The organism is Sporosarcina luteola (assembly GCF_007991495.1).
Lineage (GTDB): Bacteria > Bacillota > Bacilli > Bacillales_A > Planococcaceae > Sporosarcina > Sporosarcina luteola.
The window spans coordinates 40,538-59,524 of the sequence record NZ_BJYL01000037.1 but is presented as its reverse complement, the minus strand read 5'-3'; the positions used below and the strand labels follow the sequence as shown (position 1 = coordinate 59,524).

At 41.1% G+C, this 18,987-nt stretch carries 23 protein-coding genes; 13 read left to right on the top strand and 10 right to left on the bottom strand.

The window, feature by feature from the left end:
* Nucleotides 1-251: 251 nt before the first annotated feature.
* From SLU01_RS13900 to SLU01_RS13875, 6 genes are all read left to right on the top strand, one after another.
* Nucleotides 252-695: a MarR family winged helix-turn-helix transcriptional regulator gene (locus tag SLU01_RS13900; RefSeq protein ID WP_147059350.1), complete on the top strand. Its 444-nt coding sequence runs from the start codon at nt 252-254 to the stop codon at nt 693-695.
* A 53-nt stretch (nt 696-748) separates the two neighbouring features.
* On the top strand, nt 749-1,693 hold the full coding sequence (locus tag SLU01_RS13895; RefSeq protein ID WP_147059348.1) for a ring-cleaving dioxygenase: 945 nt from the start codon (nt 749-751) through the stop codon (nt 1,691-1,693).
* A 132-nt stretch (nt 1,694-1,825) separates the two neighbouring features.
* Entirely contained in the window at nt 1,826-2,470 is a 645-nt protein-coding gene (locus SLU01_RS13890; RefSeq protein WP_147059346.1) for an FMN-dependent NADH-azoreductase, read from the top strand.
* A 68-nt stretch (nt 2,471-2,538) separates the two neighbouring features.
* Nucleotides 2,539-2,799 carry a hypothetical protein gene (locus SLU01_RS13885; protein ID WP_147059344.1) on the top strand — a complete coding sequence of 87 codons (261 nt, stop codon included), beginning with the start codon at nt 2,539-2,541 and terminating at the stop codon, nt 2,797-2,799.
* 184 nt (nt 2,800-2,983) lie between these two features.
* Nucleotides 2,984-3,391, top strand: a complete 408-nt coding sequence (locus SLU01_RS13880) for a MarR family winged helix-turn-helix transcriptional regulator (RefSeq protein WP_308507738.1) — start codon at nt 2,984-2,986, stop codon at nt 3,389-3,391.
* 55 nt (nt 3,392-3,446) lie between these two features.
* On the top strand, nt 3,447-4,445 hold the full coding sequence (locus SLU01_RS13875; RefSeq protein ID WP_147059359.1) for an LLM class flavin-dependent oxidoreductase: 999 nt from the start codon (nt 3,447-3,449) through the stop codon (nt 4,443-4,445).
* A 131-nt stretch (nt 4,446-4,576) separates the two neighbouring features.
* Here the strand turns inward: SLU01_RS13875 and cdaS are convergent, their stop codons facing one another.
* Both cdaS and SLU01_RS13865 read right to left on the bottom strand, forming a co-directional pair.
* Nucleotides 4,577-5,194 carry a sporulation-specific diadenylate cyclase CdaS gene (gene cdaS / locus SLU01_RS13870; RefSeq protein WP_147059342.1) on the bottom strand — a complete coding sequence of 206 codons (618 nt, stop codon included), beginning with the start codon at nt 5,192-5,194 and terminating at the stop codon, nt 4,577-4,579.
* Between the two features lie 141 nt (nt 5,195-5,335).
* Nucleotides 5,336-5,719, bottom strand: a complete 384-nt coding sequence (locus SLU01_RS13865) for a RidA family protein (RefSeq protein ID WP_147059340.1) — start codon at nt 5,717-5,719, stop codon at nt 5,336-5,338.
* A gap of 432 nt (nt 5,720-6,151) precedes the next feature.
* Between SLU01_RS13865 and SLU01_RS13860 the strand changes: the two genes are divergently transcribed.
* Entirely contained in the window at nt 6,152-7,480 is a 1,329-nt protein-coding gene (locus tag SLU01_RS13860) for an allantoinase (protein ID WP_147059338.1), read from the top strand.
* A gap of 54 nt (nt 7,481-7,534) precedes the next feature.
* Here the strand turns inward: SLU01_RS13860 and yiaA are convergent, their stop codons facing one another.
* Nucleotides 7,535-8,005 (bottom strand): inner membrane protein YiaA, encoded by a 471-nt coding sequence (gene yiaA, locus SLU01_RS13855; RefSeq protein WP_147059336.1) that lies wholly within the window; start codon nt 8,003-8,005, stop codon nt 7,535-7,537.
* Between the two features lie 309 nt (nt 8,006-8,314).
* Between yiaA and SLU01_RS13850 the strand changes: the two genes are divergently transcribed.
* The 4 genes from SLU01_RS13850 to SLU01_RS13835 are packed head-to-tail and all read left to right on the top strand — an operon-like array spanning nt 8,315 to nt 11,327.
* On the top strand, nt 8,315-8,647 hold the full coding sequence (locus SLU01_RS13850; protein ID WP_147059334.1) for a PadR family transcriptional regulator: 333 nt from the start codon (nt 8,315-8,317) through the stop codon (nt 8,645-8,647).
* Nucleotides 8,634-9,167 (top strand): DUF2812 domain-containing protein, encoded by a 534-nt coding sequence (locus tag SLU01_RS13845; RefSeq protein ID WP_147059332.1) that lies wholly within the window; start codon nt 8,634-8,636, stop codon nt 9,165-9,167. Before SLU01_RS13850 ends, SLU01_RS13845 begins: the two co-directional genes overlap by 14 nt.
* 8 nt (nt 9,168-9,175) lie before the next feature.
* Nucleotides 9,176-10,108 (top strand): ABC transporter ATP-binding protein, encoded by a 933-nt coding sequence (locus SLU01_RS13840; RefSeq protein WP_147059330.1) that lies wholly within the window; start codon nt 9,176-9,178, stop codon nt 10,106-10,108.
* The gene (locus SLU01_RS13835) at nt 10,101-11,327 is read left to right on the top strand and encodes an ABC transporter permease (RefSeq protein ID WP_147059328.1); all 1,227 of its coding nucleotides are present in this window, start codon (nt 10,101-10,103) and stop codon (nt 11,325-11,327) included. Before SLU01_RS13840 ends, SLU01_RS13835 begins: the two co-directional genes overlap by 8 nt.
* 115 nt (nt 11,328-11,442) lie before the next feature.
* Here SLU01_RS13835 and fdxA read toward each other — a convergent pair whose 3' ends face one another.
* The 7 genes from fdxA to SLU01_RS13800 form a co-directional block, all read right to left on the bottom strand.
* Nucleotides 11,443-11,682, bottom strand: coding sequence for a 4Fe-4S ferredoxin (gene fdxA, locus SLU01_RS13830; RefSeq protein ID WP_147059326.1), 240 nt, complete (start codon nt 11,680-11,682; stop codon nt 11,443-11,445).
* Nucleotides 11,683-11,703: 21 nt separating this feature from the next.
* Nucleotides 11,704-12,180 carry a DUF1189 family protein gene (locus SLU01_RS13825; protein WP_147059324.1) on the bottom strand — a complete coding sequence of 159 codons (477 nt, stop codon included), beginning with the start codon at nt 12,178-12,180 and terminating at the stop codon, nt 11,704-11,706.
* A gap of 38 nt (nt 12,181-12,218) precedes the next feature.
* A complete protein-coding gene (locus tag SLU01_RS13820) occupies nt 12,219-12,713 on the bottom strand; it encodes a flavin reductase family protein (protein ID WP_147059322.1) in 495 nt (164 codons plus the stop codon).
* A gap of 139 nt (nt 12,714-12,852) precedes the next feature.
* Nucleotides 12,853-13,473: a superoxide dismutase gene (locus SLU01_RS13815; RefSeq protein WP_147059320.1), complete on the bottom strand. Its 621-nt coding sequence runs from the start codon at nt 13,471-13,473 to the stop codon at nt 12,853-12,855.
* Nucleotides 13,474-13,609: 136 nt separating this feature from the next.
* Nucleotides 13,610-14,260, bottom strand: a complete 651-nt coding sequence (locus SLU01_RS13810; protein ID WP_246110993.1) for a helix-turn-helix transcriptional regulator — start codon at nt 14,258-14,260, stop codon at nt 13,610-13,612.
* Nucleotides 14,261-14,331: 71 nt separating this feature from the next.
* On the bottom strand, nt 14,332-14,859 hold the full coding sequence (locus SLU01_RS13805; protein WP_147059318.1) for a methylated-DNA--[protein]-cysteine S-methyltransferase: 528 nt from the start codon (nt 14,857-14,859) through the stop codon (nt 14,332-14,334).
* Nucleotides 14,860-15,146: 287 nt separating this feature from the next.
* Nucleotides 15,147-16,601, bottom strand: a complete 1,455-nt coding sequence (locus SLU01_RS13800) for an Msr family ABC-F type ribosomal protection protein (protein ID WP_147059316.1) — start codon at nt 16,599-16,601, stop codon at nt 15,147-15,149.
* A 400-nt stretch (nt 16,602-17,001) separates the two neighbouring features.
* Here SLU01_RS13800 and SLU01_RS13795 point away from each other — a divergent pair, with 400 nt between their 5' ends.
* The gene (locus SLU01_RS13795) at nt 17,002-17,541 is read left to right on the top strand and encodes a YusW family protein (RefSeq protein ID WP_147059314.1); all 540 of its coding nucleotides are present in this window, start codon (nt 17,002-17,004) and stop codon (nt 17,539-17,541) included.
* 184 nt (nt 17,542-17,725) lie between these two features.
* Entirely contained in the window at nt 17,726-18,889 is a 1,164-nt protein-coding gene (gene norA, locus SLU01_RS13790) for a multidrug efflux MFS transporter NorA (protein ID WP_147059312.1), read from the top strand.
* Nucleotides 18,890-18,987: the final 98 nt, after the last annotated feature.

The following is an 18,987-nucleotide window of genomic DNA, read 5'->3' as shown; positions in this document are numbered from 1 at the left end:
TTGGCGCATAAATTTGCCTCGAACGGGACATTAAGAGCTGTTTAATTGCCCGTCGACGCATAAATTTGCCTCGAACGGGACAATAAGCGCGGCTCATTCGCCCGGTCATACTTTTTTCCGATCCGTAGGACAATAAAAGGAAAAAAGTCCTTCAGAAAATTGGTTTGTACTGATTTTCCGGACAGCTCCTTCTTGAAATTTTATCAATTGAGTGGTAAAGTGATTATAGCAACAGAGGAGTGATGAAGAATATGAAAAAAAATACTCGCGGATCTTTAATCTGGCTGAGGCTTAGTCGCTTCACTCATCAAAGCAACAACTTATCAAATGACTTCTTAAAACAATTTGATTTGACGACTGCGCAATTTGATGTGCTAATGCAAATCTCGACATACGAACCGTTAACACAAAGTGAGTTAGCCGATAAAGTAACAGTGACGCACGGCGGTATTTCACGTATGCTCGCTCGCCTTGAGAAAGAAGGACTTATTGAACGCAAGCAAGACTGGAAGACAAAAACAATTTCATTAACGAACAGAGGACGTGAAAAACTCGATAATGCATTTGAAGCTCAGCTTGAGTTCCAATCCTCATTCTTTGATGAGTGCTTATCTCTAGAAGAACAAAAAACATTGTATTCGCTCATGTCGCGTGTACAAAAAAACAGCGAGAAAAAGTACCTGCTGGACAGGTAATTTTTTTAATCCATCACTTGACTAATCAATTAATAAAACAGGAGGAATAGCTCATGTATACCATTCCAGGACATCACCATATTTCCATGATTACAAAAGATGCAAAACAAAATAACCGCTTTTATCGTGACGTACTTGGTTTGCGTCGTGTGAAAATGACGGTCAATCAAGACGCGCCATCAATGTATCACTTATTTTACGGAGATAAAACAGGAAGTCCGGGCACGGAGCTGTCATTCTTTGAAATTCCGTCTGCAGGACGCACATACCGTGGTACAAATGCAATTACCCAAATCGGTTTACTTGTACCGACAGAAGCGAGTTTATTCTATTGGAAAAATCGTTTTGAGGAATACGGAGTACAGCATAGCGACATCACAACTTATGCCAATAAACCAGCTCTTCACTTTGAAGATTCAGAAGGTCTTCGGATGGTGCTGCTTGTGTCAAATGGTGAAGTTGTTGAGCATTGGGAAACGTGGAGCAAATCACCCGTACCTGTAGAACATCAAATTCAAGGAATGGGTTCTGTGGAAATTACTGTTCGCCGACTCGATAAACTAGCCCTTACACTTACGGAAATTTTTGGCTATAAAGAAGTATTACGTAATGAGGATGAAGCAATTTTCCAATCAATGCAAGGTGAAGTATTTGGGGAGATTGTTGTGAAATATATGGAGGGTCCTACAGAAAAACCGGGTCGCGGCAGTATCCATCACTTGGCGATTCGGGTAAAAGACGATGCAGAGCTCGCCTATTGGGATGAACAAGTACGGGCCCGTGGCTTCCATTCATCGGGGATTGTGGACCGTTTCTACTTTAAGAGCTTATACTTCCGCGAATCAAATGGGATCCTGTTTGAAATTGCTACAGACGGACCCGGATTTACAATCGATGGGGATATTGAAACGCTTGGCGAAAAATTAGATTTACCGCCGTTTTTAGAAGGCAGACGTGCCGAAATTGAAGGAAATCTACAACCAATCGAAGAGGAATAAGCCTAGAAAAGTCTGTAACCATTAGCCTATTTTCCAATTGTAAGTTGTGCGGACTTACAAAAGGGCTTTAGTAGTCTATAATAGTGCATGCTGTAAAGTAAATAGATACAACAAGAGGAGAGTTTTTCAACTATGAATATTTTAGTGATCAAAGCAAATAACCGCCCCGCTTCAGAAGCGGTTTCAAGTAAGATGTATGAAACATTTATGAATGAAATGGATGGAAAAGACGTAAATGTAACAACTTATGATCTTTTTGAAGAAGATACACCTTATTTTGGTCAAGAGATCTTTAACGCTTTTGGGAAAGTTCAAAACGGCGGAGAGTTAACGGATGTTGAATCACGCCTATTAACTGCAAAACAAAAAGCGATGGATGCCATCTCGGCTGCAGATGTAGTCGTCATTGCATTCCCATTATGGAATCTAACAATTCCAGCTAAGTTGCAAACATTTATCGACTATATATATGCTGCAGGCTTCTCATTCAAATATGACGCTGAAGGCAATTTGGTCAGCTTGTTGACGGATAAAAAGGCAATCTTTTTAAATGCGCGCGGAGGTCTTTACTCAGCTCCGGAAGCAGCACCGATGGAAATGGCAGTCAACTATATGCGCAACGTATTCGGCGGCGTCTTCGGGATGCAAATCATTGATGAAGTGATTATCGAAGGTCACAATGCAATACCTCATAAAGCGCAAGAAATCATTGCGGAAGGTATGGAAGAAGTAAAAGCTTCTGCTAACCGTTTACTAGAAATGGTTGTTCACGCGTAATCCATCATGACAAAGCAACTAATATGAAATACGCCCTCTTCCCTTGTAAACTCAGGGAGGGGCGTTTTTTGTCGACAAACATGAGAGGGATTGGAGTGGATTTGAAACCTTTGTCCGTACTGCTCCCATTCCAAAATGAGCAAACTTCCATTCAAGCGATTGAACCTCCACAAAAGCAGAAAACAGGCATGCTAAAAGAGGAGAAAATTGAGGAGGCACAGCTGAATCCAAAACGGGATGAACAGGAAGCGGCTGAACTTTCTTATTTTGATCGTATTGTCGCAGAGAATCGAAGACAGTTGAGAGAGCGTCCGTCTAAGAAAGAATGATTATAGTGTTAGTTGTACGAGACCTTAAAATTCAGTTGGCCTGCCGTGATTCGTAAGGCAGGCAAGACTTTCAAAAATAGGAGTGCTGTGTCTATCGAACAAATTATTTGAAATGAAAACAATCTAACGATATGGTTAGCATGCTAATCACTTATTCGAATAAGAAGGTGAAACATTGATTGAAGTGGAAATTCGGGAACTTCTTGATGACATATCGACTAAAAAGCGCAGGAGTTACTCGGAAATGTTGCGCCAGTTAAGCCTTCATACTGGGCAAGATCAGTTACTATGCCGTTTACGAAAAGAAGATGGGATTACACAAAGTCAGTTAAGTGAACGTTTGAACTGTGAACCGCCGACGATTGCAAACATGGTAAAGACATTGGAGAATTACGGGCTAATTTACCGAAAGCGCGATCTGTTGGATGCGAGAGTAAACAGAGTCTTTTTGACGGCAAAGGGGCATGACATTATTGAGCCGATTGAACAAGTATGGCAAAAGCAACAGGATAAGTTGCTGGAGGGAATGTCATCCGAGGAGTTGCTCATCTTAAAAAGACTTTTGACAAAGATGGCTGGGAATATATCATAGGTTCAGTTTTTAGAAAAAATTAGCATGTTAATGAAAAGATTGAGAGGTTATGAAAATGAGATTGAGTATACTAGATCAAGCGCCGATTACAAAAGGAAATAACGCGGTAGACGCTCTAAAAAAGGCGGCAGAGTTAGCAGTTTTAGGCGACGAGTTAGGCTATCATCGCATGTGGATGGCGGAGCATCATGGAACAAACGATTTTGCAAGTTCAGCTCCGGAAGTAGTGGCGGCCCATTTGGCTGCAAAAACGAACAACATTCGAATTGGCACAGGCGGAGTGATGATGATGCATTACTCCCCGTTAAAATTGGCAGAGGTGTTCAAAACATTAAGTGCCTTTTCGCCAGGTCGGATTGACTTCGGTGTGGGTAGGGCTCCAGGCGGAGATCAGCGCGCCATTTATGCTTTATCCGAGGGGCGTCAACCATTATTGAATAATATGTATGAGAAGTTTGATACCGCGCTGCAGTTGATCAATGATGAAGTGCCGGCTGATAATTTATACAATCAGACAATCGCCACTCCATCCAATGTTGTGTTGCCGGAAACTTGGCTGTTAGGTTCGACTGGCAATAGCGCAATCCAAGCTGGAATTAGAGGTGTCGGCTATTCGTTCGCTCAGTTTTTCAATGGGCAAATGTCGAAACCTATTTTAGACGCCTATAAAACGAATTTTAAGCCTTCTGCTTTTATGGAGAAACCGGAAATCAACGTCTCCTATATGGTGACAACCGCTGAAACAAAGGAAGAAGCCGAATTCGAAGCGATGCCCCAGGATATTTGGCGTTTATTGTTCATGAAAGGGCGAATGACATCATTTTTGACACCTGAAGAGGCACGCGATTATCCATTGACGGAAATGGACCGCATGACGATTGAAGAGAACCGAAAAATCCATTTAGTCGGTGACGCGAAAGAAATTGCAGCGGTGCTTCAACAGGAACAAGAGCAATACGGCTTTGACGAGGCGATGATCGTCAGCATTCCTCATTCACAAGAGAAGCGTTTGAATGTATATCGATTATTGGCACGTGAATTGTTGAAGGCTTGATTCATAGAACATTAAAGCCGGCACGATGTAAGTTGTGGATTAAACTTACCTCGTGCCGGCTTCATAATGGAAGATGAAAATCTTTTATTTCAAGTCCACGGGTAACAGATCTATGGTTTTTTTTCAATCCCCTACCCAACCCACGTCGTAACCGGGTACAGTTCCCCTTTGAATGCAAAGGAAACCCTTCCTGTTTCCTCCGATACGACAAGGACAAGCGCATCACTTTGTTCAGTTAAACCTAAAGCGGCGCGATGCCGTGTGCCCATTTTTTTATCGCCTGTAAATCTACCTGACAAAGGAAGGACATTTGTGGCAGAAACGATTTGGTTTTGATTCACTAAGACGGCGCCATCGTGAAGCGGACTTCCGGGATAGAAGATGGATTCAAGCAAGGTATGTGTCAGGTCAGCTCCAATTGAAATACCTGGCGACAATAAGGACTCAAGGGAATCTTCTCGTTTGATGACAATTAAACCACCATGCTTCAATCTCGACATGTTTTGTACAGTCGTCGACAGTTCAGGGTATTTATCCGTAAAAGGTGATAGATAACAATTCAAATAGAATGTGGCGGCTTTCATTTCAATTGATAAAAACTCTTCCTTTATTTTCTCGAAATCACCGAGGAGACAGTTCTGCTCATCGACGATAGCTTCTATATTATTTTGCAAGTTTGCGATTAGGCGGCGAATGTCGTCTTTTAGCACTTCTTTCATCGGTGAAAAATCACAATTTATTTTATCCAATAAACGCATCTCCCTTATATCAATCTGTCGTATCTGAAGTTTGTCCTCAGGGGAATTATTTAATCACTTCACCGGTTTGATGAAATAAAACAACCCACTCGATGCGAATCCATCGGTGGGCTGTGGGTTTGGAAATTAAATTTAGTTAGGCTTTTTTGCAATCAGTTCGATTTCTACTTCTGCTCCGAGCGGTAGTGCTAATACAGCTACGCATGTCCGGGCGGGGTAAGGTTTGGAGAATTTTGTTGCATATACATCATTCATTGCGGAGAAATTATTCATATCCGTTAAATATACATTTACTTTTACAACGTCATCAGGTGTCAGGTTAGCTGCTTCCAAAGCCTCAAATAAATGATCAAAGCACAGCTTTGTTTGCCCTGCAATATCACCCGTCATATCCTTTGCCGAAACGGAGTTCATCGCCGTTTGCCCGGATAAATAAACTAATTCACCTGCGTCCACCGCAGCTGAATAGGGACCTGATGCTGTAGCGCCCTTTACTTCATATGCAATTCTAGCCATCTCAATATTCCTCCTTCATTAATTGACCGTCGATTGGACAACCAACCAGAAATGGTACTAACCCGAAAAATGAAAGACCTATGCTGCCCGGGTAAATTACTATCATAGCCTAAACAATACATAATGTATAGAATTTGAATGTCTTCTATATAAGTAGTAAGGGTTTGAAATGATTTGATTTCGGGAATTGATAATTCTTGAGATGTGAAATTCAAACTAAGTGAATAATAAAGGCAGTTTAGCTAAACATACAATTTGACAAAGATGAACAAAACATAAAAGTAATTAGAGGACGGTTTGTACAATGTGAACAAATGAGTTGTCGATACAGGCATAATCACCCGTGATTCCTTTATTTGTCTGGTATAATATTTACTACCACCACTTATTCGATAAGTGAAAGATAAAATTCAAATCTGGAGGAGAGCATTCATGGCTACTTACGATTTAATTATTAAAAACGGGACAATTGTAACAGCGGATTCAACTGCCAAAGGGGATATCGCTATCAAGGATGGCAAGATTAAAGAAGTATCCGTTGGTAAACCGCTTGAAGCAACAGCTGCCCGGGAGATAAATGCAGACGGACTACATATCCTGCCAGGCATGATCGATACACACGTCCACTTTAATGAACCAGGAAGAACGGAGTGGGAAGGCTTGGAGACGGGGAGCCGAAGCTTGGCTGCCGGTGGAGCGACATCGTTTTTTGATATGCCGTTAAATAGTACGCCTCCTACCATTAATAAAGAAAACCTTGAGCTGAAACGGTCAGCTGCTTCTGAAAAATCTGTCGTGAACCCATATTTCTGGGGTGGACTTGTACCTGAGAACATCGCTGATTTGAAAGGACTTCATGAGAATGGCGTCATCGGATTCAAGGCCTTTATGTCACCGAGCGGTATCGATGATTTCCATAATGTTGACGATGAAACGATTTATAAAGGAATGAAAGAGATTGCGGCGTTAGGATCCATTTTGGCGGTGCACGCTGAAAGTACAGTGATGTGTGAAATGCTTGCTAAAGAAAAATTGGATTCCGGCAAAGTGACAGCGAGGGATTATGTCGAATCGCGTCCGATCATTTCGGAAATTGAAGCGGTACGAAGAATTATTTCTTACGCAGAATTGACTGGGTGTAAGCTTCATGTCGTCCATGCAAGCAGTCGAAAAGTCGTTGAAGTGATTAAGGCTGCACAAGAGCGCGGTGTAGATGTGACTGTTGAAACATGCCCGCATTATTTATCATTAACGGTGAAAGATATCGAAGAGCAAGGCGTCATCGCAAAATGTGCTCCTCCTTTAAGAGATCAGGAAGAAGTGGATGGTTTATGGGAAGCGGTTGCCAATGGCGAAATTACGACAATCGGCTCTGACCACTCACCAGCTCCGGCATCCATGAAAGTGATTAAAGATAATATTTTCGACGGATGGGGCGGTATTTCAGGCGCACAATCCTCGTTGAATATCCTCTTTACAGAAGGGTATTTTAAACGTAATGTTCCGTTGGAAAAGATTGTCGAGTTGACTGCAACAAACCCGGCGAAGCTATTCGGACTAGCGAATAAAGGCACAATTGCCGTCGATTATGATGCGGATTTGACACTCGTTGACTTGAACGAAAGCTTTGAATTGAAAAAAGAGGACTTGTATTACCGTCATCAACACTCTCCTTATATCGGCAAGACGTATAAAGGTGCAGTGAAAACGACAATCGTCGGTGGTGAAGTAGTATTCGACAATGGCCAGCTAACAAAGTAATAACATATCACTATAAAAAAAACCTCGTTCCAATAAATTTGGAACGGGGCTTTTTCAATCTCGTTCTTTTGCTTTCTGTGTATCCCGGACATTTTTCTGTACAGTGATTGCTGCGAATACACTGAGCACGAAAGCCATTCCGTAGAAACCTTTTTCACTTAAGACAATACTTCCGGCATTGTACAAACCGATGCCCATTAATAAAATAGAAATAATGATTGCAACCCAACTGATGCCATAGTAAATATTCGTTACTGGTATTCCTTCTTCTTTATCCCTTACCGCTTTTTGCAAGGACACCGAGGAATAAAGACCGAAAATTAATACAGCGAAATAATAGCCTTTTTCATTCAGTTCCATTCCTGCATTGTACAGCCCCGAGAGATAAGCTGATATCCCGATTAGTAATGCCGCCCAAGAAGCCCCTTTGAAAGCTGCCGTAGGCTCTCCGTCTTTTCTTTCCAGTTTTGGCTTTGACTCATCGCGTTTTTCCCGTTCAAATAAATCTTCAATATCATTCTTCATTGAAAATTCTCCTTCCCTTTAGATTATCATATCCAAACAGATATGAACCGGCAACGGATTTTGGAATAATCAACCTTTTCTCCTAATCCTCTTCTTCCTACGTAGTGTAAATTAACTGTTTGATAGTATTTACTTCAGTTATTTGCTTAGATGATGCACAGGTAAGTCCTGTTGCCCGTTGAAGTGCTCATTAATTTAGGAATACGCTAGATTCCAGGAGAGTTACATAATATTTATGGTTGTCATGTTATATCACTTTGTGATATAACATAATTAGATATATCACAAAGTGATACACGGGAGGTCGCAATGAAATCATTTGAGCCTTTAACGGATTCTGTTTTTTATATTATGGCTTCATTGACGGAGCCACGGCATGGATATGCAGTGATGAGTTTAGTCGAGGAAACGACAGGAGGGTCATTTGTGATTGGACCGGCGTCGTTGTATACGATCATCAAAAAATTGCTGAAGGAGCAGCTTATCGTTTTGCATGACGAGTCGGACTCACGCAGAAAGGTGTATATGTTAACGGATGTAGGGCGGCAAACGTTAGAAGCTGATATCGCACGCCGAAAAGTGATGATTGAGATGGCGGAAAAAGGTCTTGAGAGGAGGGAAGTGTGCGATGAAGAACATTAAGCGTGTGGCATCATGGGGATTAGCATTTTCTGAAGCAGCTGATATGAATATGCTTCGACGAAAAGCATTACGGGGCTGGCATTTGAAACAGTTTCGTTTTGGAGTTTACGAGTTGGAACAAGGAGAAAGTGAAGATGTGATTTATAGCATTGATTACCGTCTGTTGGAGCCTGATGAAGTGGATGAATACTTCGAGATGTTCTCATTTGCCAGTTGGACGCATGTTTGTTCAGACTATAATATGCATATCTTTAAGGCGAAAAAGGGAACTGTGCCAATTTACAGTGATCCAGAGTCCGCGCAAGATAAAACCAATCGTCTAGCAGCACCAGTTAAAAAGATGATGATCTATACCGTAACAACAACAGTCATTTTATGGTTGGTGATGACGTTGACTTCCGGGATCATTGAAACGATCAGCAAATGGAGCTTTATGTTTGCTCTTATACTGGCGTTTCCTGCCACTATGACGTATTTGGCAACATTGTTTCATCGATACAACAGAATAAAAAGGGGCTGAAAATTACAATGGAAACTATATTATCCGTTAAAGGACTTGGGAAAGCCTTCAAAGAAAGACAGATCATAAAAGATATTTCCTTTGAAGTGAAAAGAGGGGAAATCATGGCGATTCTCGGACCGAATGGTGCTGGGAAGTCGACGACAATCCGTAGCATTATGGGGATTCTTTATCCGGATGAAGGCACAGTGAAGTTTCACCAATGTGAAGCTGGAAAAATTCCTCGTCATAAAATCGGGTATTTGCCTGAGGAACGTGGACTTTATAAAAATGTCAAAGTAATGGATATGATTTTGTATTTAGCTGAACTGAAAGATTATCCGATTAAAAAAGCAAAAGAGCGAGCACTTCATTATTTAAAAAAGCTTGGTCTAGAAGGGAAAGAGAAAGTTTCCGTTGAGGAATTATCGAAGGGGATGGCGCAGAAAGTTCAGTTTATCGGTTCGATTATTCATGAGCCGGAGTTGTTGATTTTAGACGAACCTTTCTCGGGACTAGACCCTCTTAGCCAGGATGTTTTCAAAAATGAGATTAAGGAACTTGCGCAAAGCGGGACAGCTATATTATTGTCGTCCCACCAAATGAATATGGTTGAAGAAATCTGTGATCGTTTATTTATGATCCATCGCGGTCAAAGGGTGATTGAAGGAACGATGGCTGACGTTAAAAACGAATACGCGAACTTTAAGTGTACAATTCGGGGGAATAATGAGGCATCGGTCTTGGAACGACTATCGAATGTAAGTCGAGTGGAGCAAAAAGGGAATGTGGCGGTCATCTATTTAAATCAAGACGTAGTTGTCCCGTTGTGGCTGAGACGATTACCGGAAACATTGTCGATTGATGAGCTATCCATCGACCGGATTTCCTTGCATGAAATATTTATCGATATCGCAACAGACCAACATATCGTCAAAGAAGGGGATGCTAGTTATGCGTAATAGTTTCAAAGTCGCCAAATGGGAGATCAATCGGAATATGAAGAATAAATCTTTCCTCATTTCGTTGTTAGTGACGCCTGCAATGTTTGCGTTTTTCTTATTCATCCCCCAACTTTTTGGCGATTCGGATTCAACAAAGACGGTTGAGGTTTTTATTGCAGATGAGCTGGGGGTTGCGAAAGATGTTGAGCAACTTGTAGATCAGGAACAATTACAGTGGAATGTCCATTTTACGGATATGGAAGAAGGGGAAATGCGGACGCGGGTAATCGATGAGGAAAATACGGTGTATATGGCTTTCACTGAAAAAGCTTTAGATGATGGGGTCGTACCTGTCTATAAAACTGAGGATGTCAATGAGGATTTCATGTACGCAACCTATGCGCTGGAAGTCCCTTTACGTCAATTGCAGCTCAATCGTCTTGATTTATCGGAAGAGCAGAAAACCGCGATTGCAAAAGGAATTTCCATCGAACAGGTGGAATGGAGAAATGCGGAAAGTGGCCAGAACATGCCTACGGGTGAGTATGATCCGTTAAAGAGGATTGTACCAGGTGTATTTGCAGCGATTATATTGTTCTCAAGTGTGATGACAGGGATGATGATTTTCACGTCCGCCTCCCAAGAGAAAAAAGAGAAAGTAGCGGAAATCATTTTGTCGTCCGTAACGCCAGTTGAATTGATGCAAGGAAAGATTATTGGCTATTTCGTGTTAGGAATTACACAAGTCGTTGTTTGGTTAGCAATTGGATTACCGATTTTCGTTTGGAAAAGCGACTTGCCGATTCTCGAGTACTTATTTGTCCCAGAACTATTGGTTTTGGTTGTATTGGCAGTTGCAGGGTACCTACTATTTGCCGCTATTTTCGTTGCAATCGGTGCGACAGTGGAAGACATGACCGCAACGAGCAATTTCCAAGGTCTTGTCATGATGCTGCCGTTTGTCCCGCTTATTTTCATTGCACCAATTATTGGAGATCCGAGCGGTATCATCGCAAAAGTCTTCTCATTTATCCCGTTCACTTCGCCAGCGGTTTGGATGATGCGTCTGTCATTACTCGAAGAATGGCCTTGGGTGGAAATTGGAATTAGTGCAGTCATCCTGTTCGCTACGATTTGGCTCATGATGAAAGCCGCGGGGAAAGTGTTTAAGATCGGAATTTTAATGTATGGAAAAAATGCGACACCAAAGGAAATTTGGAAATGGTTATGGGCATAGGTTTGAGAGCTAATTAAATAAACAAAACCCCACTGTTCTAAGCGTAATAACAGTGGGGTATTTGTAAATCAACCTGATGATGCATTTTCGGCGTATCCTTGGATGCGAACAACTTCTATGCTACACCAAAGTATTCTTTTGCCTTAAGGATGGAGGCAGATTCTTTTGCAGGGACCTCTTCCTCAAAATAGATGGCTTCAACTGGACATACTGTCTCACAGGCACCACAATCAATACAACGATTCGGATCAATCAGAAATTGGTCATCTCCGAAAACGATACAATCTACTGGGCAAACGTCCACACAAATCCCCGCTTGTTCATGTATGCATGCTGATGTTATAACAAATGACATTCTTTTGACCCCTTTCTTCATCTATGTCTTCCTGATTTTAGGATATGCTAGCACAATATTTAGGAGCATGGTTGTAAATATGATAAATCCCACTAAACTTATAAGGCTGTGTCTTATGCCGATTATGTCAAAAAAGGCATAGAGCATAACTGGATAAGTTAATGCGTAAACAGTCATTTTCCATAGAAGTTGATAGACTAACTTTCTTTTGGCAACTGCTTTGATGATCAGACCAACTAGTGCAAGAAGAGAAATTCCGCTAATTCCTAAAAGGGTGATGGACAATGGGTAAACAAACAAGATTAATAAAGCTTCTTTTGCAAAATTACCATTACCTATGGAAGTGCTGATTAGCCGGATCCCATTCGGTAATGAAATCAATAGGTGAAGGAAAAGTATATACATAAAAAAGTCTTTTGTTTTAATCCGATTCAGTTGGAAGTAATTACGTTTAATTGGGAGTAATAGATTGATAGTTAATGTATGTAATAAACCCACGGCGCTAAACCTCCACTGCAAGTCTCGAGTAGAAGTTATTATTGTTCATGGAAACTTGCTGGCAATGCTCCCATCCTTCGTTGGTGATAAAGTAACGGTGATTTCTTTTCAACATAAATATCGGATACTTCTCCAATAAGGATGGTATGATCTCCTGCCTCAATTCGGTTATACACATTACATTGCAGGGCGGCCGCTGTTCCGGTGATGATAGGAAGGTTAAGACTTGAAAGTTTCCAATTGCAATTTTCAAAGCGTTCTTTGCTATTCGTTCGGCTTGCGAACAATAAGGCGGTATCCGCTTGATCTTCTGCTAATATATTGACGGCAAAAGACTGCACCTTTTGTAATGCATCATACGAAGCGCTCTTTTTATCAATTGACCATAATATAAGCATGGGATCGAGTGATACTGACGCGAAAGAGTTAACTGTCAAACCTATTGGATTGCCCTCAGCGTTGACTGCTGTAACAATAGTAACGCCGGTGGGGTAATTTGCCATTGTCTCTTTAAATGCACTGACCTTATCCATTTGTTCATTTCACTCCTTAAACAGTAGTTGTTTCTTCAATTCCTCACTCGAACGCTCATCATAATCTTTCAAGGATGTTTTTCCTTTATAACAGACAAGATAAGGGCCGGGATAGCCCCTTACCTTGTTTTATTGATGTTTAATTCAATGCATCATCATATTTTTTAGAGACAGCATCCCAGTTAACGATTTTAAAGAAGTTTGAAATGTATTCAGGTCTTCTATTTTGATAAGACAAGTAGTAAGCATGTTCCCAAACATCCAACCCTAAGATTGCTGTGTTACCTTCCATGACGGGGTTATCTTGATTTGGGGTGCTTGTTATTTCAAGTTGTTTATCTTTATTAACAATCAGCCATGCCCATCCAGAGCCGAATCTTCCAGTTGCAGCTTTTGCAAACTCTTCTTGGAACTTTTCGAAACTGCCAAATGTCTTATTTACTGCTTCGGCCAATTCGCCTGTTGGTAAATTATTCTCTGAAGGGGACTTGAGAATCTCCCAAAATAGAGAGTGGTTTAAATGTCCGCCTCCATTATTTCTAACCGCTTGCTGAATAGACGCAGGCAAGGCATCCAAGTTCGACAGAAGCTCTTCTAACGTCTTGCTTTTTGTTGCTTCTTGCCCTTCCAATGCAGCATTCAAATTGTTTACATAGGTCTGATGATGTTTACCGTGGTGAATCTCCATTGTTTGTTTGTCGATCACAGGTTCCAATTCGTTAAAACCATAACCCAATGCTGGAAGTGTAAAAGTAGACATTTAAATTCCCCCTGTATGCTTGTTCACTTAATATACTTTATAAACCTTTTAGTATATAAAGTGTCTATTATGATAATAGGGTAAGCAAGCGACAGAAGTCAACCGAGTTGCCCACCGCAAAATTAATCTTAAGCAACTACACGGATAATTCATCGTCTTCGAACTTGATGAGGAAATGGCAATGGTTATCTCCGTCAGACTTGCATTTAGTACGTTGCACATCATTTGTATGTAACACTTCTTTAAACATGTTCGTTTCACAATGGCATGCTTGCTTGTACTTTTTAGATACTTCAAAGATCGGGCAATTATGTTCAATGAGTTCAAATTGGTGGTCGCTAAGTTTAACGACATCAGCCATATAACCCTTTTCAATCTGGATATCTTTTAACTTCTCTACCATCTCTTCATTTGTAAGAGTTGGCTTCATGTAAGATGAGTAATTCGCAGCTAATCGTTTAGCACGTTTTTCAAATAAATGAGTGATGATTTCATTCCCCTGAATTTCAAATAAGTCATTCAAAAAATCAACTGCAAGATTATCGTACTGCTTAGGAAAGAGTTCATCCGCCTGGGTTGTTAATGAAAATACTTGGATTGGCCGACCTACCGGTTGCCTTACTTCAGCGACACGGATAAAAGAGTCTCTTTCTAAAACATTCAGATGTTTTCTAACGGCCATTTCAGTAATCCCTAACGCTTTCGCCATTTGGTTTACAGTCATTTCATGTTCTTTCTTCAATATATCAAGCAATTTTTCCTTTGTAGTTAAACGGTTTGTCTTCACTATACAACCTCCGATTTAAATACTAATCATATCATTATTAACGCCGCATGAAAATTATTCAATGGCCTTTCTTATGCTTTTGTAGGTGGGTTTTCCAACTCCAACAATTGTTTCTTCATGTCCAAACCGCCCCGGAAGCCTGTTAATTTCCCGTTTTTCCCGATGACGCGATGACAAGGAACGGTGATGAGGATTGGATTGGCGCCGATTGCGGTCCCGACCGCACGAACAGCTTGCGGTTTTTGGATTCTTTCTGCAATATTTGAATACGTAACCGTCTGTCCGAATGGAATTTCCAGCAGGACCTTCCAGACCGATTGTTGAAATTCGGTTCCGTACAGATCTAGTGGCATTGTGAACTCTTTCCGATTTCCCTCCAGATAATCAACCAATTCAGTTGCGTAGGGATGTAGTACAGCCTCATCTTCTAATAGCTGATGGTTGGGAAGCCATTTATTCACCCATACGGTGAGTTCTTCGAATGAGGTATTTTGGGGGCCGATGTAGCATAGTCCTTCCTTCGTCGCTGCCATATAAATGTTCCATTCCATATGATTTAAGAGCGTCCAGTAAATGAAATTTTCATTTGCTTTTACCATTTCATACCTCCTGCATACGATTATTATGTTAATTATACCGTTTTAAATGCTGAAAATGAAAATATGACAACACAGGATACAGAAAAACTACAAAAAACATAAAACCGCGAGAAACGTATAAATCAATAGAAATGCACATAAAAAGCTGTTTAGGCTTTAAGCGTGTTTAACGAGATTTATACGTTATCTGCAGGTTTTAAGCGAGTTTACGATTCCCTAAGTGAAAGTTGAGCGTTTAGCTGAAACATCCACTGGAATAGGTAGTACATAAAAATTATTTAAATCGTTTACTCCAAATGAATCATTTTCGAACGAATAACATACCGCAAGTCAGCTGTATTCTCGATAAATGTCTTGTCATGCGAAACGAATATAATCGTCCCCTCGTACCCCTTAATAAATTGCTCTAATGCGTCTAGCGCGTGAATATCTAAAAAGTTCGTCGGCTCATCTAGCAATAAAATATTATATTCACCTAAAAACAATTGGCAAAGTTGCAGACGAATCGCTTCGCCTCCACTTAAAGACAGCACGCTTTTTTGAATGTCCGTCCCCGTAAATTGCATCGCGTGCAATACACTTCTTAAAAAACCTTGATCGTAGTCGGATCGCTTGCTCAAAAATTGCATAACTGTTTCATTCACAGGAAATTGATAACTCATTTGACGGAAATAACCGATACGCGCTTTTGGTGAAATGGTGAGACTTTCACCGTGGCTTGCAAGATGGTGGAGCAATGAACTTTTTCCGATGCCATTTGCCCCTGTTATCGCTATTTTCTTCCCTAATGGCAGTTGGAAGCTTACATCTTCGAGCAACACATTATCTCCCGCCTTTAACGTCAGTCGATCGGCCATAATCGGGAATTTATTATGCAACTCCAATGCTTTTGATTGCCGGAATACGATGGGTCTATCCTCTTGAACCGCTTCAATGGCTTGAAGTTTTTCCATGCGATGTTCAATTGCTTTTGCGGCGCGATGCACTGCCTTTTCACTTGTGCCTTTTGATTTCGTTTCGAACATGAGATTTGCTTTCGCTTTCGCTTCTCTTTTCGACATACTTGCTGCCTGTGCAATTTTTTCCGCCTTTTTCATTTTCTCTTCGGCAGCATTTTCAAGACGCTTTTTTTCTTTAAGAAATTGTTCATGTGCTTGACGTTGTTGTTCCTGCTCAAGCTCCTTCTGCACTTTATAGTCGCTGAAATTCCCCGTATAGACACGCACTTCACCTTCATGCACTTCCCAAATTGTCGTGACGAGCGCATCCAATACAGCGCGGTCATGGCTAATTAACACGAGAGCCCCGTAATAATATCGGAGTTCGTCAAGTAAAAATTCGATTCCATCCTGATCCAAATGTGTAGTCGGCTCATCGATCAGCAACGCCTCGTGATAGTTTGTGAACAATTGCGCAAGCTTCAGCCTTGTCTGCTCTCCGCCGCTCAATCGATCGGAGCTATGGGGTATCGCTAATCTGCCGAGCAGCGCATCGTCCGCACCTTCGCCAGAGGCCGGCTCCAGCTGTTTAAAATACCCGCAATCCACATGCCGTAAGACGTTTCCGCGGGTCGGCTGTATTTCATCTGCCAACAGTTTTAGAAGTGTACTTTTGCCGGCACTATTTTTGCCGACGATTCCAATTCGGTCAAATTGGTGTACTGCCAAGCTATCTATCTTCAATATCTCTTTATCCAAATAAGTCATTTCAATACTTTTCAACACAAAACAAACTTGTTCCATATTCGCTACCTCCGAAATTTTTATGATTTCGTATCGATAGCTAGGATCGATACGAGCTTAACGTACTAAGCCCGTATCAATAAAATAATAATGTCATCATCATTTCTCCCTCCAAACGAAAAAAGTACACAGAGATCCTGTGTACTTGAAAATGGGTATAGATACTCCGTAGAACGATAGAGATTCTACAACTTATCAAACCCGTACACATGATAAATAAACCGTCCTAAAAGGCGGCTTTACACTATCATATGTAGGAATCAATATAGTTGTAAAAATGCCATGTCTCAATCGCTCCTTTCTAATTACTTTCATCTTATATAGTTCTTGTTTGAAAGTCAATTCATGAATAAAACCCTCTGGATTGGGTAATGGATAAAGAGAATCGGAGGTTGTTGATATGAAGAAAATCGGTATGTCATTACTCGTACTATTGCTGTCCCTTACGCTTATCGCTTGTAATGAGAACAAAGGGAACCAAAATCAGGAGCCCGCTGTCACGGAAAACGGTACAAGTGTGAAGAATGAAGGGAATTCATCCAATGATGATCAAGAAGATTCGACCGAAGTGGGACAAGATAATGTATCGAACCAGGATGATATGCAGACACAGATGAAGGAACTGGAATACGCGGAATTTGAATTAGAGGTCGAGTATGCGGATGGTACGGAATACGAAGCGGAAATTGAAAAGAGAAAAGACGGAACGATTAAAGCTGAAATAGAAGACTCTTTAAATTTTGTAGATATTAACGGCGCCGAAGCATTCAACAAGCTTTACCCGCTTGTGAAGCAGTTGGGCATTACACAACAAACAACAAAAGACAAAGCCATATCGCAAACATTGTCTATCTTTAATCTACCGACTGACTATACAAAGTTTGAGCTAGAACTTCGATTCAATGACGGAACTAAACTGGAGTTTGAAGATAAGAAATAATATTTGATGCCTGCCACCCAAACAATCTCAAATTGTTTGGGTGGCAGGCACCTTTTTTTATCTGCAAGCATAGAGAACGCTTAATGGAAGACTTTGCAGAAAAAAATGCTATAATCTTCAAAAGGTGAGAAAATCCATCAGTCATGGTGCCTGTCACCTTGCAGAAAATCAGAGGAGATTACGTATGAAGAGTAAAAAAGTCGTATTGGCGATATTATTAATGAATTTATTTATTGCCTTTTTAGGGATTGGGCTAGTCATTCCAGTGCTGCCAACAATTATGAATGAATTGGAAATCAGTGGGGCAGTCGTGGGGTATATGGTAGCTGCCTTTGCGATTACACAACTCATTTTATCTCCATTTGCGGGCCGATGGGTCGATAAGTACGGACGCAAAATTATGATTGTAATCGGTTTATTTATATTCGGTTTCTCGGAATTCTTATTTGGATATGGTAAAACAGTCGAAGTGCTTTTTGTTTCAAGGATGCTTGGCGGTGTGAGTGCTGCCTTCATCATGCCGGCAGTAACAGCTTTCATTGCTGACATCACAACTGCGCAAAGTAGAGCGAAGGCGCTTGGCTATATGTCTGCTGCGATTAGTACAGGTTTCATTATAGGGCCTGGGCTCGGTGGGTTTTTAGCGGAGATCGGTACGCGTGTGCCGTTTTACTCAGCGGGGGTACTAGGAGCGATTGCTGCAATTCTGTCAATCATCCTCCTAACTGAACCAGAACGCGTGCCTGAAGAGGGGCCGATGGAAGGTCAGAAAACGGGGTTGCGTCGGATTTTCATCCCGATGTATTTCATTGCTTTTATCTTAATATTCGTCATGTCGTTTGGACTTGCTGCTTTTGAGTCGCTTTTCAGCCTTTTCGTCGACCACAAATTCAGCTTCACGCCTAAGGACATTGCAATTGTCATTACAGGAAGTGCGCTTGTCGGGGCCATTGCACAAGTAGCATTGTTTGATCGTTTGACAAAAATAATGGGTGAAATAAATCTTATCCGGTATTCAATGGGGATATCGACAGTTCTCGTCATATTAATGACCTTTGTCAGCTCCTACATCTCCATTTTACTTACGACCTTCATTTTGTTTGTAGGCTTTGACTTGATGCGTCCGGCCATCACATCCTATCTATCGAAGATCGCTGGCAATGAACAAGGATTTGTGGGGGGCATGAACTCTACATTTACAAGTATCGGCAATATTTTCGGTCCGATTATTGGAGGCGAATTATTCGACCTCAACTTGAATTATCCTTACTATTTCGCAGCAATTGTTCTACTGATAGGCACTGGTTTAGCTCTGTTTTGGAAAAAGCCAAAGCATGTGACGTTATGATGGATTTTTGAAATGAACTGAATGAGGATAAAAAATACAGGTGCCGGGACATGATCCCTCACCTGTATTTTCATGTGTCCTCAGTTATTCATGTACCC

Excerpts from the sequence above, each read along its gene's own strand:
- SLU01_RS13865 (WP_147059340.1), bottom strand. The coding sequence starts at position 5,719 with ATGGCTAGAATTGCATATGAAGTAAAGGGCGCTACAGCATCAGGTCCC.
- SLU01_RS13815 (WP_147059320.1), bottom strand. The coding sequence starts at position 13,473 with ATGTCTACTTTTACACTTCCAGCATTGGGTTATGGTTTTAACGAATTG.
- SLU01_RS13840 (WP_147059330.1), top strand. The coding sequence starts at position 9,176 with ATGGAAACTATATTATCCGTTAAAGGACTTGGGAAAGCCTTCAAAGAA.
- yiaA (WP_147059336.1), bottom strand. The coding sequence starts at position 8,005 with ATGAAGAATGATATTGAAGATTTATTTGAACGGGAAAAACGCGATGAG.
- SLU01_RS13895 (WP_147059348.1), top strand. The coding sequence starts at position 749 with ATGTATACCATTCCAGGACATCACCATATTTCCATGATTACAAAAGAT.
- SLU01_RS13835 (WP_147059328.1), top strand. The coding sequence starts at position 10,101 with ATGCGTAATAGTTTCAAAGTCGCCAAATGGGAGATCAATCGGAATATG.
- SLU01_RS13795 (WP_147059314.1), top strand. The coding sequence starts at position 17,002 with ATGAAGAAAATCGGTATGTCATTACTCGTACTATTGCTGTCCCTTACG.
- SLU01_RS13875 (WP_147059359.1), top strand. The coding sequence starts at position 3,447 with ATGAGATTGAGTATACTAGATCAAGCGCCGATTACAAAAGGAAATAAC.
- SLU01_RS13845 (WP_147059332.1), top strand. The coding sequence starts at position 8,634 with ATGAAGAACATTAAGCGTGTGGCATCATGGGGATTAGCATTTTCTGAA.
- SLU01_RS13900 (WP_147059350.1), top strand. The coding sequence starts at position 252 with ATGAAAAAAAATACTCGCGGATCTTTAATCTGGCTGAGGCTTAGTCGC.
- SLU01_RS13890 (WP_147059346.1), top strand. The coding sequence starts at position 1,826 with ATGAATATTTTAGTGATCAAAGCAAATAACCGCCCCGCTTCAGAAGCG.
- SLU01_RS13860 (WP_147059338.1), top strand. The coding sequence starts at position 6,152 with ATGGCTACTTACGATTTAATTATTAAAAACGGGACAATTGTAACAGCG.
- norA (WP_147059312.1), top strand. The coding sequence starts at position 17,726 with ATGAAGAGTAAAAAAGTCGTATTGGCGATATTATTAATGAATTTATTT.
- fdxA (WP_147059326.1), bottom strand. The coding sequence starts at position 11,682 with ATGTCATTTGTTATAACATCAGCATGCATACATGAACAAGCGGGGATT.
- SLU01_RS13850 (WP_147059334.1), top strand. The coding sequence starts at position 8,315 with ATGAAATCATTTGAGCCTTTAACGGATTCTGTTTTTTATATTATGGCT.
- SLU01_RS13805 (WP_147059318.1), bottom strand. The coding sequence starts at position 14,859 with ATGGTAAAAGCAAATGAAAATTTCATTTACTGGACGCTCTTAAATCAT.
- SLU01_RS13800 (WP_147059316.1), bottom strand. The coding sequence starts at position 16,601 with ATGGAACAAGTTTGTTTTGTGTTGAAAAGTATTGAAATGACTTATTTG.
- SLU01_RS13820 (WP_147059322.1), bottom strand. The coding sequence starts at position 12,713 with ATGGATAAGGTCAGTGCATTTAAAGAGACAATGGCAAATTACCCCACC.